The organism is Aquimarina sp. 2-A2, assembly GCF_045505135.1.
Lineage (GTDB): Bacteria > Bacteroidota > Bacteroidia > Flavobacteriales > Flavobacteriaceae > Aquimarina > Aquimarina intermedia.
The window spans coordinates 14,546-30,231 of sequence record NZ_JBJKFI010000006.1; the positions used below are offsets into that span (position 1 = coordinate 14,546).

General features: G+C 38.0%; 13 protein-coding genes and 1 pseudogene. 6 read left to right on the forward strand and 8 right to left on the reverse strand.

Annotated elements, in window-relative coordinates:
* Nucleotides 1-68: 68 nt before the first annotated feature.
* On the reverse strand, nucleotides 69-1,358 hold the full coding sequence (locus tag ACJRPK_RS13410) for an HNH endonuclease (RefSeq protein WP_407140659.1): 1,290 nt from the start codon (nucleotides 1,356-1,358) through the stop codon (nucleotides 69-71).
* Between the two features lie 1,411 nt (nucleotides 1,359-2,769).
* Here ACJRPK_RS13410 and ACJRPK_RS13415 point away from each other — a divergent pair.
* Nucleotides 2,770-3,102, forward strand: coding sequence for a single-stranded DNA-binding protein (locus ACJRPK_RS13415; protein WP_407140661.1), 333 nt, complete (start codon nucleotides 2,770-2,772; stop codon nucleotides 3,100-3,102).
* A gap of 140 nt (nucleotides 3,103-3,242) precedes the next feature.
* On the forward strand, nucleotides 3,243-4,454 hold the full coding sequence (locus tag ACJRPK_RS13420) for an alpha/beta fold hydrolase (protein WP_407140663.1): 1,212 nt from the start codon (nucleotides 3,243-3,245) through the stop codon (nucleotides 4,452-4,454).
* Between the two features lie 88 nt (nucleotides 4,455-4,542).
* On the opposite strand, the gene ACJRPK_RS13425 is transcribed toward ACJRPK_RS13420, so the two are convergent.
* Entirely contained in the window at nucleotides 4,543-6,813 is a 2,271-nt protein-coding gene (locus ACJRPK_RS13425; RefSeq protein ID WP_407140665.1) for a fibronectin type III domain-containing protein, read from the reverse strand.
* 177 nt (nucleotides 6,814-6,990) lie between these two features.
* Here ACJRPK_RS13425 and ACJRPK_RS13430 point away from each other — a divergent pair, with 177 nt between their 5' ends.
* The 4 genes from ACJRPK_RS13430 to ACJRPK_RS13445 all read left to right on the forward strand — a co-directional run bounded on the left by ACJRPK_RS13430 (nucleotide 6,991) and on the right by ACJRPK_RS13445 (nucleotide 10,037).
* Nucleotides 6,991-7,878 (forward strand): hypothetical protein, encoded by an 888-nt coding sequence (locus ACJRPK_RS13430; protein WP_407140667.1) that lies wholly within the window; start codon nucleotides 6,991-6,993, stop codon nucleotides 7,876-7,878.
* Between the two features lie 122 nt (nucleotides 7,879-8,000).
* Complete coding sequence (locus ACJRPK_RS13435) at nucleotides 8,001-8,603, forward strand: superoxide dismutase family protein (RefSeq protein ID WP_407140668.1); 603 nt, start codon at nucleotides 8,001-8,003, stop codon at nucleotides 8,601-8,603.
* Nucleotides 8,604-8,703: 100 nt separating this feature from the next.
* Nucleotides 8,704-9,234, forward strand: a complete 531-nt coding sequence (locus tag ACJRPK_RS13440) for an RNA polymerase sigma factor (protein ID WP_407140670.1) — start codon at nucleotides 8,704-8,706, stop codon at nucleotides 9,232-9,234.
* Nucleotides 9,235-9,236: 2 nt separating this feature from the next.
* A complete protein-coding gene (locus ACJRPK_RS13445; RefSeq protein WP_407140671.1) occupies nucleotides 9,237-10,037 on the forward strand; it encodes an anti-sigma factor domain-containing protein in 801 nt (266 codons plus the stop codon).
* A gap of 105 nt (nucleotides 10,038-10,142) precedes the next feature.
* Here the strand turns inward: ACJRPK_RS13445 and ACJRPK_RS13450 are convergent, their stop codons facing one another.
* From ACJRPK_RS13450 to ACJRPK_RS13475, 6 genes and pseudogenes are all read right to left on the reverse strand, one after another.
* Nucleotides 10,143-10,295 carry a hypothetical protein gene (locus tag ACJRPK_RS13450; RefSeq protein ID WP_407140673.1) on the reverse strand — a complete coding sequence of 51 codons (153 nt, stop codon included), beginning with the start codon at nucleotides 10,293-10,295 and terminating at the stop codon, nucleotides 10,143-10,145.
* A 101-nt stretch (nucleotides 10,296-10,396) separates the two neighbouring features.
* The gene (locus ACJRPK_RS13455) at nucleotides 10,397-10,549 is read right to left on the reverse strand and encodes a hypothetical protein (RefSeq protein WP_407140674.1); all 153 of its coding nucleotides are present in this window, start codon (nucleotides 10,547-10,549) and stop codon (nucleotides 10,397-10,399) included.
* A gap of 21 nt (nucleotides 10,550-10,570) precedes the next feature.
* Nucleotides 10,571-10,909, reverse strand: a complete 339-nt coding sequence (locus ACJRPK_RS13460) for a hypothetical protein (RefSeq protein ID WP_407140675.1) — start codon at nucleotides 10,907-10,909, stop codon at nucleotides 10,571-10,573.
* 3 nt (nucleotides 10,910-10,912) lie between these two features.
* A pseudogene (locus ACJRPK_RS13465) lies at nucleotides 10,913-11,764 on the reverse strand (methylated-DNA--[protein]-cysteine S-methyltransferase).
* 263 nt (nucleotides 11,765-12,027) lie between these two features.
* Entirely contained in the window at nucleotides 12,028-14,253 is a 2,226-nt protein-coding gene (locus ACJRPK_RS13470; protein WP_407140677.1) for a TonB-dependent receptor, read from the reverse strand.
* A 23-nt stretch (nucleotides 14,254-14,276) separates the two neighbouring features.
* On the reverse strand, nucleotides 14,277-15,569 hold the full coding sequence (locus ACJRPK_RS13475) for a tetratricopeptide repeat protein (protein ID WP_407140679.1): 1,293 nt from the start codon (nucleotides 15,567-15,569) through the stop codon (nucleotides 14,277-14,279).
* Between the last annotated feature and the right edge of the window lie 117 nt (nucleotides 15,570-15,686).

Here is a 15,686-nt window from a genome sequence, read left to right on the forward strand (position 1 = left end):
TAGCGCTTAGACCCAAAATATTATACCGATTTTATCTTTCTTGAGGGCTTGTGCAACGGTTACCATTGTTACCTGCTGGCTTTTTTTCCTTTTAGTTCAAAATTTAAATTTATAGTAAAATCTCGTTTATTATTATTCGAAAAGTCGTTAAATACCCAACCTTTAGTTTTATCGAAGTGACGGAACGTTCTCCAAAATCTTTTGTATTCGTTTTCTTCCAAAAAATTATTGTTGTCTTGGTCACATAACGGAATTATAAAAGCAAATACTTTACACGTGAAATAGAATTCTCCGACAGCAAATGGAATCTCTTTGTCTTCCGTTTTTCGTAAAAAGTAAGTTAATTTGGGTTGTAGTGCAAAAGAATGATAAGAAGTCATTTCTGCAATTTTTGGTAATCTATCAATTTCTATTTTACCATTTATCCAATCAATGGTTTTTTCGAAATGATTCAAATACTTTTTGTCGATTATTGAGAGATAATATTTGCACAAAGCTTTGTATATGTTTTGAGATATAATTGGTTGCTCTGCTTCTAATTTTAGACTATAATTTTCATCATCTTCAATAGGTCTATCATCTTCACTTTGAAATGAAAATTCAACATTTCCATTATTCTTTAAATCAAAATTTTTTCCTTTAAATTTTTTAGAACCGCCTTTTCCTTTTCCTCTATTTTTTCCTTTTACATCATATATTGTTCTAAAAAGGGATAAGTATTGAACTATATCAGGTTCAATTGTTTCACTAAACCTCTTATTACACTCATCACATTCTTCATATAGTACAATTGTTTTGTTTCCAAGTGCTTCTGATATTGCGTGAGCTTTGCTGTCAAATGTTGTTGAATCACTTTTTCTATAACAAAACCTGCAAATTCTTTGAGGTTTGTTTTTTTCTCCTATTTCTACTCTTTTATCTCCAACTCCTCCCAAATTATAATTTCCCATTAAATCTCCAAATAGTTCTGTCGTCTGACTATTTAGTTCTTCAAAATCTAGCCCTTCTTTTATGGCTCGCAGATAGTCTCTTAATTTAATGCTTTCTGCAAGCTCCATTTTAATATTCGGAAGAAAAAAGAAAGATTCTTCATCTCCTAGTTTGTTGAAGAAAGCCTTCAAAGCATTTACTTGCGGTAACTTTCTGTTGTATTTTGATACGAAATCGCTTATTTTAGTTATACTTTCAGGTGAGTTGTTTTGTAATGAGATAACTAATGGTCGATCATTTTCATCAACTGTCGCAAATATTGAAATAATGTCATAAACAAATTCTTCAACTTCGTCTTTATTAGGCGATTTTAATTCAAATCCAATAGTATCGTCTAATGCTATAAATTTTATTTGATAACTGTACATTGTTTTCAGCTTGCAGGTAACACTGTTATATAATCACCTTTGGTAACTATATTTCTCTTTTGCGATCACTACCCTAAGGATACAAAGTGGAGTTGGTAGTGGGTTTTAATGTACTAAACTACAGATTTTATTTTACATAGAAGATTTTTTATATAGATAGGATTATAAACCACTAGTTCGATAGGAGCCAGGAATCATGATGACAGGAAACAGAATGTAATAGTTGCTAGCTTGTAATAGTATGTTTAAACTTCAACAGGCTAACTTCAGTATTCAATATTTTATATTCAATATTCAACTACTATATATTCTTTTTTGCATCACCCAAAAAAGAATCAACCCGCCCGAACGCATATTTTAGGTTACTACGCGATAAATCGTTTAGGCGGGCGGGAAAAGTCTAGTCTTAAAAAACTTTCGCTAAAAATAACGTTCAGTACGTTACATGAAATTAAACAGGCTAACTGATTTAACCTCAATAATTGCTACTGTTACTTTAAGAATGGCATATACTTCTCGTTTTATACGAATTTCCTGTAGCCACTCCCTTCACTTCATTTTTTACGCTAAAGTTTTTATAGGACGTTTTTATCTCGCACTAAAGTTAATGCGGGCCAAATACTTTTACATTTAGCGTTTACTATTTAATGTTTTAAACTTCAACATGCTAACTTCAGTGTTCGATATTTTATATTCAGTATTCTAAATTCACCCTTTTCCCACCTCCCGGAAACCTTCAGGACAAGTGCGGCACGCTTTCCAACCTCCGGGAAACCTTCAGGACACGGGCGGCAACGTTTCCCACCTCCGGGAAACCTTCCTGACAAGTGCGGCACCTTTTCCCACCATCGGGAAACGCTCCTGACAAGTGCGGCAACTTTCCAAGCAGTGATAGCAAGGGTTTGCAAAAAAATCGATGTTATGACTCTCCACATACTATGTCGACTGTTTATCGGGTTTCCCTTCGATATAAATCATACATTTTTAGACATGCTATCCGTTTTATCTTCAAAATCATAAAAAATAATAATGTATCGGTAAAACGCCCAGTGTGTGAAATAAACGTTTGGAATCCTTTTGAAACATAGGTTTTACATCCCAGCCCAGCCTTCCCTTCAAAGGGAAGGAGCATAAAGTCTCTCTTTGAAGAGAGACTTAGGGAGATGTTGAGCACATTATATAAATAGAAACCCTTTTAGGACAAATAGCAGATATACAAAAAAATAATAATTCCGTCGCTTTTTACATATCCCAGTGTTTACAGCTGTTCAAACCGACAACAAACGACTGTAACCGAATATAAACGAAAGCAAATACTTGATAACCACCTCCTACTCCACCCCCATCCTACTTTTGTCCCAGTGCTTTTAAAGCCATAATAAATACTTTAATTAATTTAAATTTTTATATCATGAGTACACTTAAAAACAAAGTTCAGTTAATCGGTAATTTAGGTCAGGATCCGGAAATCATCACCTTGGACAGTGGTAAAAAGCTAGCAAAATTCTCACTGGCAACCAATGATTATTATTACAACAAAGAGGGGGACAAAGTTACCGATACACAATGGCATCAAATCGTTGCCTGGGGTAAAACTGCCGAGGTGATCGAGAATTACGTAAACAAAGGTCAGGAACTGGCCATCGAAGGCAAACTTACCACACGTAGCTATGAGGATACCGCAGGGGCTAAACGCTATATTACCGAGGTGGTATGTAGCGAATTGCTTATGATGGGTAAGTAAGCCCACTAACTACTCTACAAACCTAAGACCTGCTCAGAAGCCTCGCTCCTGAGCAGGTCTTTTTAGGTTTAACAGATTTTTAACCGCGCTATGCTGTTAGTCTATGCCAAAAGTTCGACTTTTATACAAACGAATTCTTTATGAGTATTTCCAAAATTACCTTTACCAATGTAGACGGACAAACCTTGTCCGGTAAATTAGAACTTCCGGCAGATCAGCATCCGCATAATTTTGCAGTATTTGCGCATTGCTTTACCTGTACCAAAAACCTAAGCGCCGTACGTAACATCAGCCGTGCGCTCGTAGCGAAAGGTTTCGGAGTGTTACGTTTTGATTTTACAGGCTTGGGAGAAAGTGAAGGAGAATTTGAAGACACTAACTTTTCAGGAAATGTCGAGGATTTGATCGCTGCAGCTGAGTATCTTAGAGAACATCATAAGGCACCTACCCTGCTTGTCGGACATTCGTTGGGCGGAGCAGCAGTTATCTTTGCAGCATCTCAATTACCTTCTGTACAAGCAGTGGCTACCATTGGTGCGCCCTCTAATCCTATTCATGTGCAACATTTGCTAAAAAGTGAATTGGAAGAAATACAAAAAAACGGAAAGGCCGTGGTCAACCTCAGCGGAAGAGATTTTACTATCAAAAAGCAATTTCTGGAGGATCTGGAAACCAAATCTCTGCCCGATGTGGTCAAAAATTTTGGTAAATCCTTACTCGTCATGCATTCACCACAGGATAGCTTAGTTGGGATTCAAAATGCTGAAGAAATTTATGTCGCTGCGTACCATCCTAAAAGCTTTGTTTCGCTTGACGGTGCCGATCACTTATTAATGAAAAAAGAGGATTCTTTATATGCAGGTGATGTGATCGCTACCTGGGCCTCGCGTTATGTACCGATGCCTGAGCAAACCAAACTATCTACCACCCACGAAGTAGTGGCCAGTCTGGATGACATCAATAGTTTTGTAACGCAAATGAAAGTTGGGAATCATCATATGATTGCCGATGAACCTATCGCCGTTGGCGGAACGGATTTTGGTCCGAATCCATACGAACTTGTATCAGCCGGATTAGCGGCCTGTACCGCAATGACCATAAAGATGTATGTTGCCAGAAAAGGTTGGCCTTTAGATCGTGTCGAAGTACATACCAATTATAAGAAAACACACAAAATTGACAGTGACCATTCTGAAGATCCGGAGGCTAAAATTGACACATTTTATCGTGATATCAAGTTAGAGGGTGCGCTGGATGATAAACAAATCGCCCGCATTTTACAAATTGCTAATAAATGTCCGGTACACAAAACCTTACATACCGAAACACAGGTCATTACTGAGATTGTGTAAATAGTATCAATCGAACTTACTATAAATAAAAGAACCGCCTTTCGGCGGTTCTTTTGTATTTCAAAAACTAGTAGGATTCTTACAGTCTCTAATTTTTGAGTAGCTTTTTGACCTGAAGCGTCTTCCCTACTTCATTACGAACCGTAATAAAATAGATTCCTTTATCAAGTCTTTGCAATGGCAAGGTAATTCTGCCGGCTTTATGTTGATATGCATACACCAACGTACCTCCTACGCGATAGATTTCAATAGCTACGCTCCCCTCTTGAGTTGGTACATCGATTTGCAGGTCTCCCGAGAATGGATTCGGATAGATAGCTACCGCCTTATCTTCTGCAACTTCCAGTTGAATTTCAGGATACGCTATTTCGCTGCGTGTAGCAGTTGCAATTCTTGTGGTAGTACAAGCTCCCAAAAACTTCCAATCAGAAGGGGTTCGCTCAAATAAATTACCTTGATATGTGACTTTATCGCCGGTTTGATAAGAAACTCCGCTACGCCACTCGTTTATCCCAGCACAGATATCATTCGGAGGATTAGAAGTCGTTGTATAACTTACGATCAAGGTGGCTGCTTTGCTTGCACCTCCTTCATAAGAATCTGCTACGCGTTTTGCCGATGTACTCGTACTACTCACACCTGTACCTGTAATCACGAAGCTGGCACTGTTTGATGACACCCATCCGCTACTGTTTACCAGGTTTTGTACCATCCCTTTCAAATCCGGCGATCGTTGCGCACTACCCCGTTGTCCCCTCGTCCATGCAGCAGGTCTCCATACTACACGATTGCTAAATACCGAACGATCCGATACATTGTTTGCTGATGAAAACGCTGCAGAATTGCTGCTATTTTCAAGCGCTATTTGTAGTTCAGTCGTTGCGCTGTTACTCTCATCCGCAGTAAATTGTAAATACGCACTGGTTATGGTTGCATTTTTAGGAAGGCGTACCGATTGAAAACGTAATCCTATGGTTTGATAACTTGAATTGTTACTGCTATCATACACCAATTCTAAGTCAGAACTGTTGGTGTATAACGCCCCATTTTTATCCTCTTCAACATCATCTGCTCCACTTACAATGGGTACAGTGATCGTTCCCGAATCCGGATCAGGATCTACGGCTCCATTTCTGTTTATGGTTATCACACTGCCGTTAGAAGGATTCCAAATATCAAGGTTAGCAGGTACTGCAAATACATTGGCATTAGAAACTTCGCCAACTTGAGCAGCATTATCAACCTTTATCGTACGTGTTTCGATTGTATTTTCATCTACAAAAATCCACTTAAATTGATTGAAGGAGGCCGAGTTACGAGTCCAAGCCTTGCCATCATTATTAGAGCGTAATGGTGCTCCCCAACAACCTTCTCCGACATACACAGTTCCGTTTTGATTGTCTCTTACAAATCCTTCATCATTACCCGATCCTGAACTGGGACGTATCGGCCAGGTGGATTTTACGGTATGTGCATCACACTCCACTACAAGTTTGACCCCTTTGGTATAAAAAAGATTAGCCCAATAATTGTACTGATTATTACCTTCACGCTTTGCAGATACGTGTGGACGCATGGGCTTATGATATTGCGCCATCTTCCATAACACATCTGTGTTTGCATTAAGATCATTCTCTAACCAGGTAGTTTGATTTCCGGCTATCGATATCTCGGTATTCAGCGTATAGCTACGAACTAAATTTTTTCCAAAAGTAATAGCATAATAAACATTCGACGATGGTACATCAAACAGATTATAGATACTGTTGTTACTATCCTCATGATTACCACGAGTAGCGACTATAGGAAACATACGATTATCACCGGCGATAGTTAATTGCCAATCTGTAAACCATTCCCTCCACTCACTATTACTGTCGCCATTGGTCATATCCCCACCAAACAACACCGCATGAGGTTTCAGTTTTGCCACCAAACTGTTGGCATTACGGCGCGGAGTCCGGTTATTACGAGAATCACCTCCCGCGATAAAAGACAAACGACTATTATCTGACGGAGCGGTTTTGAACCAAAAACGTTCACTTACCCCCTGACTGTCGCTAATTACAAAATAATACGCAGTGTTAGGCTGTAATCCCGTTAATCGTGCAAAGGTATTGTTCATACCTTTATAATAGACGCTACGGTCTATGGATTTAGCATAGGAATACTTACTGACATTCGTCCCATGATCTACCGTGTCATAATATACAACGGGATTGGATCCCGAGGTTTGATCCCATCCTATAACAATGGAGGTGGCCGGATTACCTCGTAGCGTCAGTCGATACTTGTCATTAGAGGCATTAAGCTGCAAAGCAACTAAAAATACTAAAAAGAGTGTGTAGAAATTTTTCATGAATACATTATTAAGTTGGTACTGTTCCGTTAGTTTTTTACTAAAATAATTGCTTATTTCATACTAAAAATGGAGTTAATTCATTAGTAACCAAAACTTAAACCCGTTAACTATAACATTTAAAAAACTTAACATTGAAGGTATCAAAGACCAGTCAATAAACCTTTTATTTATAGCATGAATATTTTTAGAACCAACCAACTCCTGCATCTTTCGGTATTTCTTATTTTTATCGGCAGAGCGTATCAACATTTATTTTGGGACGCTCCCTATCGTACTTTCTTTTGGGACGAAGCTTTACTTAAACCAATAGTCGAAGGCTTATTCAATCGCTCCTGGCAAGAATATGTAACCGATTTGGAAACCGATACACTAATTACCACTATCATACGTATCAATGGATACTTATATCTTTCTGCTGCGATGGCTACCTTAGCATTTTTAAAGTATAAGCAGAAGCTTTTTACGGCTATCATTTTTTTGGGAGGCTGTAGTTTAGTACTCCTATCAATATTGCTAACTAAAGAGAAATTCTATCACACCGCACAGTTTTTTGAACATAGCATACAGTTCGGACTTCCCTTTATACTTCTTTATTATCGATCCAAAAGTGTCAATGAGAAAACGTTCTTTCTTTTACTGAAGCTCAGTATTGCAATTACCTTCTTCTCACATGGCTTATACGCATTCGGATTTTATCCGGTACCGGGGACTTTTGTGGATATGGTCATACAGATTTTAGGAACTGATGAAACGATGAGTGTAAACCTTTTGTACATCGCAGGAATACTGGATTTTGTTATTGCTATTCTTATTTTTGTACCTAAAACAGCACTATATGCCTTGCTTTACGCTGTTGTTTGGGGAATTCTCACAGCCATGGCACGTATTATCGCCTCTATAGATTTTATTTTTTTCTGGCAAAGCCTACATCAAAATTTGTATGAGACAGTCTATCGAATTCCGCACGGTATAGTTCCATTTATAGCCTACATCATCCAGCACAAGTTCGCAAAAACAGATGACTCTACAATTCAGCATGCTGAAGAGCGCGTTCCCTTATGATTCGTTAAAAAGCAGCAACTCTCTTTTAACATTTACACTTAAATCTACCTTAAATACTTTGTTAACTACAAAAACTGCATTACCTTGTCTTCTAATCAACGAATAAAACAAAATTAAAAAGTATGAAAACGCTTAATTTAGCAGTGTTGGCACTTGTTTCTATAGTTCTTGTAAACTGTAAGGACGGAAAAAAAGAAGATAAGACTGTTGACGACACAATGACAACCGATATGACTTCCGACACGAATATGGAAATGGAAGAGGAAGTCGAAGAAAAAATTCTTGAAGTAGTATTAGAACCAAAAAGTGAGACTGATGTCAAAGGTACCATACAGTTTACTGAAGCTGAAGGTATCGTAAGTATGGAAGCTAAAATCACCGGACTGTCTGAGGGACAACATGCTATTCACTTACATGAGAAAGCTGATTGCTCATCTGCCGATGGTAAATCCACCGGAGGTCACTGGAATCCAACCGCTGAGCCGCATGGTAAATGGGGTGCAGAATCAGGATACCACAAGGGTGATATTGGTAATTTTAACGCGAATGCACAAGGAGAAGGTACCATAACTTTTGCTACCAACGAATGGTGTATTGGCTGTGACGATGATCAAAAAAATATAATAGGTAAGGCTGTAATTGTACATCAGGGAACTGATGATTTTACCTCTCAACCTTCTGGAGCGGCAGGCACCAGAATAAGTTGTGCAGCAGTGATTGAATAAACACGTACCGATGAAAGTATAGAGGGCATGATGAATAATCATGCTCTTTTTTATTTTAAATGATTTTTATAGTACCTTAGAGGTATTCTAACAGAACTATATGCAACCAACAGAACTGATTCTTCAGTTACAACAGAAAAATGAAAAGGCTTTTCAGCGTATCTACGAGTTATATTCGGAAAATACGTTTGGTGTTATCTACAGCATCTTAAAAGATGAAGTTTTAGCTGAAGAAGTATTGCAAGATGTATTTATAAAAGTATGGGACAATGCAGCTCGATATTCAGAAAAAAAAGGTAGATTTTTTACTTGGATCTTAAATATTGCCCGCAACGCAGCGATAGATAAAACTCGCTCTAAGGCATTTAAAAATTCAAAACAAAACCAAACAGCCGATTATTTCGTAGATATACTGGAAGAGAAAAATAGTTTTTCTCATAAAATCGATGCAATTGGCATCCAAAAGTATATTGATGTATTAGAACCTGTTTGTAAAAAACTTATTGATTATCTGTTTTTTAAAGGGTTTACACAAAAAGAAACATCGGAGGCACTTGATATGCCATTGGGTACAGTGAAGACCAGAAACCGAAACTGCATTAATAAACTTAGAGAAATATTGGACGTATAATTATGGATAGTAAAAACTATATAGACTCTGGAATTCTTGAATTGTATGTGTACGGTGCTCTTTCTGAAAAAGAAAGCATGGAAGTCTCACAGACATTGCAGCAGCATCCCGAAATACGTGCCGAAGTTGAGGCAATAGAACGTTCTTTAACTCAATTGTCTACCGCAGCAGCGCCTTATCAACCGGATCAGGTATATCAGCAAATTAAAACAAAATTAAATTTTAAGGATAAGGAAGTAGCAGTGATTCCTATCACTCGCAAACGTACCAACTGGCCTGCCTATATTGGTTGGGCTGCATCTGTAGCATTGCTTATCGGTTTGTTTATACAATTTGATAAGAACAAAGAGCTACGTCAAGAAGTGGTACAATCTCAAATTGAAAAGAATCTCCTCGAAGGTAAAATTCAGGTGGCTGAAGAAGACTTGACAAAAACCAAAACTATTCTTAGTGTGCTGCGTAACAAGGATGTGATCGAAGTGCCATTACAAGCACAACAAGTAGCTCCTGAAGCGTATGCTGCAGTATATTGGGATAAAGAGAGTCAGACCGCCTATATTGATGTTGCCGGTTTACCTACGCCTCCCCCGGGAAAAGTTTATCAGGTATGGTCCCTGAAGTTGGATCCGTTGACGCCAACAAGTTTAGGTACACTGGATAGTTTTAACGAAGAAGCTACGAAGGTTTTTGCCTTAAACAATGCCAACGAATCTGAAGCATTTGGTATTACACTGGAGCCTGAAGGCGGTAGTGAATCTCCTACTATGGAACAATTATATACCTTGGGTGTGGTAGCATCATAACTCTACAGATTTATATAACTAAACACAGAAGTCCGAATTAAAATTCGGACTTCTGCGTTAATAATACCTCCACACTATCATTTCTAACAGCGACTCATGATAAAATTAATGAGTAAGATAGTAATATAGCTGACCCGCCCAATAGCCTATTAAAAGTGTTGCCAGAACTGCAAATGAAGTCAGAATGATCCAAAATGCCGCGCTATTTATATCAAAAAGTGATTTTGAAGAGATTGTAGTGATTTTTACTTTACTCATGATTACAGGTTTTAACTATCAGTATAGAATTCTCAAAATTTGTTACATATCTACTGATAAATCATTTGTCTTACACTTTTTTAAATGTAAAATTTTTGGAATTAACTAACTTCTAGTTCAAACAAACAGACCGGTGCAGTTTTATAGTGATCGGGTAAACTGCTGGTATCCTTTAAATCTTGCATTCCCAAAAAATCAAACCCTGCGTTGGTATAGTGCGCTATTAATTTTTGATTATCGCCTAATGTATCCAATCGCACAAATCGCTTGTCATGTTACTTCGCATACTCTTTAGCCCAAGTTACGATGGACTTCACAAAATTATGTCCACGATATTTCGGATTTGTTGCAATACGGTGGATATATACCGCGGCATCCTTATTTTTTTCTTCCCAGATTTGTGCATCGCTAAAGGTGGTTGCCCACACACAAGCAACGTCTCCTTCAATCAGTAGCTTCCATTGACGATTATCCTGAATCTCCCCAATCACCAAATCCCGATCAAATTCCGGCCAAACCACTACCGTTTTTTTTGCTTTTTGATAAGCAGCTGCTATAGCATACAGTTCAAAAATTGTTTCCAGATCTCGTATCGTGCTGTTTGTTATATCCATTGATTATAAAGTTATTGGTTTTTCTTGATTTGCATGTTCCCATCCTATGAGTGTTGCTTTTGTTGTGGGTCCCCAGCGATACCCTCCCAATACTCCTGAAGCTTGTATAACCCGGTGACAAGGAATCAGAAAAGCTACCGGATTACTGCCAATTGCCGTGCCTACTGCTCTGGATGCCTTGGGCTGTTATATACTTTTGGCAATCGCTCCGTAGGTTGTGAGTTGTCCTTGCGGAATTTTAAGTAAGGCTTCCCAAACTTTTAACTGAAAATTTGTTCCTTTAATATGCAAAGGCACTTTGTCGGTTACTTTTTGATCTGTAAAGAAAGCTTCAGCCTGCGCATGAAATTGATTGCGTGCTTCTATAATTGTAGCTTGTGGAAAATCATTACGAATTGCCGCAATTTGTATAATCTCATCAGTTTTAAATGCCAGATGACATATGCCCTTTTGCGTTGCAGCAATAAGCAGTGTCCCAAACGGACTTGAAATGCTGTCAACGTACAATGATAAAGATTTACCTTCGTTTCTATATTCGGCCGGCGTCATGCCTTCAATACTTACAAATAAATTATGTAATCTACTTGAGCTTGACAATCCGGTCATAAAGGTCGTGTCAAGGACAGTGGCTTGTTCCTGACGTAAAATAGTTTTAGCATGCTCAATGCTGATATATTGCAAGAATTTCTTCGGACTTGTACCTGCCCATTGTGTAAAAACACGTTGAAAATGATGCGGACTCATATGCACCTGACTAGCTAATACGGCCAAATCTGGTTGCTCGGTGTAATTTGACACCAGATATCTGATAGCTTTTGCTATACGTTCATAATTGATATGTTTCTGCTCAGTCATATGTTTAATATCTATCACAAATATGAAAAAGACAGCTTAAGCAGACAATCCATTTCTTGCGATTGTGATAAAGTTAGTGTTTTGTATTACATCTTCTGTTTCTAAAATATACCCTGAACTGAAAAATCCTCTGGCTCAAAAAGAGCACAGAGGATTTAAAACTAAGGGCAAAAAAAGGAAGGCTTGCTTGAGAACCACCTCTAACAAGCCGTCTCCTTAAACAACATCCAAAAACAAATCATGGATCTTCATGTACTTAGCAGTTAAAAACTGTATGTGATACTTGCTTTCAAAAATCTTGAGGTTCCCGGTGTAAAGTGAATTTCTTCTACCGGTGCTGTCTCATTAGTCAATCTTGAGGTAGTCGCGAATTGTGTTTCATTCCACTCCACATCAAATACATTATCCATCGATACACCCAAAGTAATATTGCTGAAGGTATAACTCACATTGGCGTCAGTTACAAAATAACCTTTGGCCACTATACTGTTGTCCTCATTGGCTGCTCTATCTCCCAAATAACGATATCGAATTCCGCCAGAAAAATTATTTAAATTATCTACACCGAGTCCGCCCGCCACTGTGACTTTTGGAGCTAAAGGAATATAATCTTCGCCGGTTTCAGCTTCTTTGCTGCGTGCATGCGTATAGGTAAAATCACTATCGAGAAACAACCAATCGTTCATTTGGTATCGCGCGCTAAAATCTACACCCAATCGTCGTGTTGCTCCGCTAGGTTCTACAACACCTTCATCCCCTACATATACAAACTCTTGTTCCAGATCCAGTATCCATAATGCTGAACTTAAGAAGATTTTGGGAACAGGTTTCCAATACAGACCTAAGTCAGCTCCGCTTGCCTTGGGCAAGGTTTCTCTGCCATTTTGTTGTACGACCACACGAGTATCATTACTATGAAAACCTATCCCTGCCTTGAAGAACAAATTCATATTAGAGGTCGCAGCATAATCCAAACGTACTTTTGGACTGATCAAAGTTTCAGTTTTGGCAGTTGATTCATAAGTAACTGCTAGTTCATCTTCATAGATGTTTTTGAAATAGTCCAGACGCAATCCGGGTGTTATTTTAAATTTTCCTCGTGTAATTTCAGCTTCCAAAAAGCTAAAAATATTGGTCTCATCGATAGCTCCTAGTTGCTCATACGCTAATACGGTTTTACGATTGAGTGTTTTAGATAATTCGATATCATCTACGGCATCATATCGCATCCCAAAACCTGCTTTTGCGTCTATTTCTGTGCCGCCAACAACATAGTTGTTTGTCAACGTACTGGTAATACCCATAAGATTACGAGATTCGTATTGTTTGATTTGATCTCCATTAACAGGGTCATTTAAAAAAAACGTAAAATTAGAGAACAATAAAAAGTCATACTTGCTAACATACGCCTGAGTTCTAAAAGTTGAATTGGCAGTCAAATATTTGGTGAATGTTGCATTCACGTTACTACGCGAAGTTTCGCCACCTTCGGTAGCGTCTATGGCGCCAAATCTGGAAATGATTCCTTGTGCTACTGCGCGTTCAGGAATTTGACCCGAGGCGTCCCATCGACTTTTAAAATGTGATGCCGAAATCTCAAATTGTTGCGTATCAAAGACTTTTTTGTATTTACCAAAAAGATTAAGACGATTAAAGTTTTGGGGAGCCTCAAACGGTCCGTCCCCCTCCATATACTCTATGGCTGTAATAAATTGTTCATTATCATTTTTTGGACTCCAGTTAAATAAACCAATGGTACGTAGTGTATTAAAATCTCCTGTCTCAACCTTAATCTTGTTTTGCTCAAATCGATCAGTTGTTTGAAAAGCGATATATCCTGCAGTATTAAAGTTTCCTTGCGTAGCATAATAAGGTCCTTTATCAAATTCCATACGATCCATAGTTTCCGGAATCACAAAATGTAAATCAGCATAACCCTGACCATGCGCATGAGACACCATGTTTACCGGCATACCATCTACTGTAATACGCACATCGGTTCCATGATCAACATCAAATCCACGTAGGAATATTTGCTCGGCTTTACCACCGCCCGCATGTTGTCCTATAAATAATCCGGGAACACGCTGTAGTAATTCCTGCGAAGAATTCACCGGGTTAATGGTATTGTCAAACTTTTCTATCGTTTGTAAAGGGTTAAGTTCTTGTTGCAAGACCATTTCATCTAACTGAAAAACTTTTGATTTTAGCTTAAATGTAGTAGCTCCTGATAGCATACGCTCGTTGAGTACGATATCCTCAGGTTCAAATCCAAGTAATCTTAGTTTTAACGTATCTCCAACACTATTCTGAATTAATGAAAAGCTACCGTTTTCTAAGGTATGCACGTGTTTTTGAGAATTCGTATTGTATACATACACTTCAGCAACAGGTAGTTCAAATTCGTCTAGAATCACCCCTTGAACCGGACGCACCTGAGCCTGAACCACGATGCTCAGTAAAAAAAATAGCATAGTAAGGTATCTCATGATAGTAGATTTATAAGGGGTTTTTATAGCTTTTGAATACGTTTGGCAAGTACAGGACCTAATTCATAGGTGCTTTCTAATAAGCTTTCTTTAATTGGAAGCACCTTGTATTCTAATTTATTAGACTTATATACCTCAGCGATATGAAACTGTGCTTCGGGTTCAAATGTCTTATCAGCAATATGATCTTCTACAATCGTCAATGCTTTTTTATGATCTCCTTTTAAATGATAGATATAGGCTAACAAATCATAGGTTTGTGGTGTCGGTCGATTCGCGACTTCTTTTTGAGCCAAAGCCAAAGCTTCATCAAACTTGCTATGTTCCTCGGCTATTAGTAATGCTACCGGAATATTATACATATCACCATAGCTATCTTCTTTTACAACCTTTAAAAATGCCTGAATTTCTCTTTCTTTAGTGATTGCCTTATTTTCAAACTCCGCTAATTCTGCTTTAAACAAATGATAATCCGGAGATTGATGTGTCTGCATAACCGATACAATAATCCTACCCGCCTCTTGTGTATTATGCTCATGAGAGTATACAATCCAGGCAATTCCTTTTTTAGCATACGCGTTTGAAGGATCAATAGCTAAGGCTTTGAGGTAGTGTGCATACGACGCTTTAAGATTACCTGCATGACCATAATAATCTGCAAGGTTAGTATATGTCCAAAGCATCAATTCATCATCCTTACTCTGTACGGCGATCACTTTGGCTTTTTCCATATATTTTATGGTTGCATCGAGATTCCCTTTGTAATCATTCCATTTTGCCAATCGAATTAAAAAATTGAAATCCTTTTGATCTGCAAACTGATGTAGGTATTGTTCGGCTTCGAGATAATTTCCTAATTCCATAGCGATATCAAAAAGTACCATCTGAGTTTCTTTTTTATTTTGATCCAGAGACAGAGCTTCAATCGCTCTGGATTCTGCTTCCAAAAAGCGGTGTTGCGAAATGTAATTTCTAGCCAGTGCAAGTAAATATCCTTCTTTTTTAATAGCGGCAATAGTGACACCTTTTCTTAGAATCTTTTCAGCATTTTTGAGGTATTTTATATCTCCTGTAATTTGAAAAAGTTGAGAATATGCTGTACTCACAGGGTGAATTGCCATAATCCTTGTCGTGTCTGCATCAAGTTTTCCATTCCAAAAATTTAATCTCAGTTGCGCATTCTTCAAGGCTGATGTATCATTCGATTCCAGATACATAGTATAATCATTAGGATCTGTTACTTTTGGGTCGCTCGTTGTACATGCTATAAAGCTTATGCCAAGTGCTAGTAGGCTGGTTACGGTTTTTAAATTCATTAGATTTAGTTTTTGAAGATGTTGTTGTTGTTGTTTGGTAAATAGCGTAAGATATTGAGCTGTTTAAAGTTTGGTCATTTGCTCAATTAAGTGATCAAAAAGTAGACTGGGCGTATC

What these genes read in the sequence shown, in the direction of transcription:
- ACJRPK_RS13410 (WP_407140659.1), bottom strand. Translation starts at nt 1,358, where the DNA reads ATGTACAGTTATCAAATAAAATTTATAGCATTAGACGATACTATTGGA.
- ACJRPK_RS13415 (WP_407140661.1), top strand. Translation starts at nt 2,770, where the DNA reads ATGAGTACACTTAAAAACAAAGTTCAGTTAATCGGTAATTTAGGTCAG.
- ACJRPK_RS13420 (WP_407140663.1), top strand. Translation starts at nt 3,243, where the DNA reads ATGAGTATTTCCAAAATTACCTTTACCAATGTAGACGGACAAACCTTG.
- ACJRPK_RS13425 (WP_407140665.1), bottom strand. Translation starts at nt 6,813, where the DNA reads ATGAAAAATTTCTACACACTCTTTTTAGTATTTTTAGTTGCTTTGCAG.
- ACJRPK_RS13430 (WP_407140667.1), top strand. Translation starts at nt 6,991, where the DNA reads ATGAATATTTTTAGAACCAACCAACTCCTGCATCTTTCGGTATTTCTT.
- ACJRPK_RS13435 (WP_407140668.1), top strand. Translation starts at nt 8,001, where the DNA reads ATGAAAACGCTTAATTTAGCAGTGTTGGCACTTGTTTCTATAGTTCTT.
- ACJRPK_RS13440 (WP_407140670.1), top strand. Translation starts at nt 8,704, where the DNA reads ATGCAACCAACAGAACTGATTCTTCAGTTACAACAGAAAAATGAAAAG.
- ACJRPK_RS13445 (WP_407140671.1), top strand. Translation starts at nt 9,237, where the DNA reads ATGGATAGTAAAAACTATATAGACTCTGGAATTCTTGAATTGTATGTG.
- ACJRPK_RS13450 (WP_407140673.1), bottom strand. Translation starts at nt 10,295, where the DNA reads ATGAGTAAAGTAAAAATCACTACAATCTCTTCAAAATCACTTTTTGAT.
- ACJRPK_RS13460 (WP_407140675.1), bottom strand. Translation starts at nt 10,909, where the DNA reads ATGGATATAACAAACAGCACGATACGAGATCTGGAAACAATTTTTGAA.
- ACJRPK_RS13470 (WP_407140677.1), bottom strand. Translation starts at nt 14,253, where the DNA reads ATGAGATACCTTACTATGCTATTTTTTTTACTGAGCATCGTGGTTCAG.
- ACJRPK_RS13475 (WP_407140679.1), bottom strand. Translation starts at nt 15,569, where the DNA reads ATGAATTTAAAAACCGTAACCAGCCTACTAGCACTTGGCATAAGCTTT.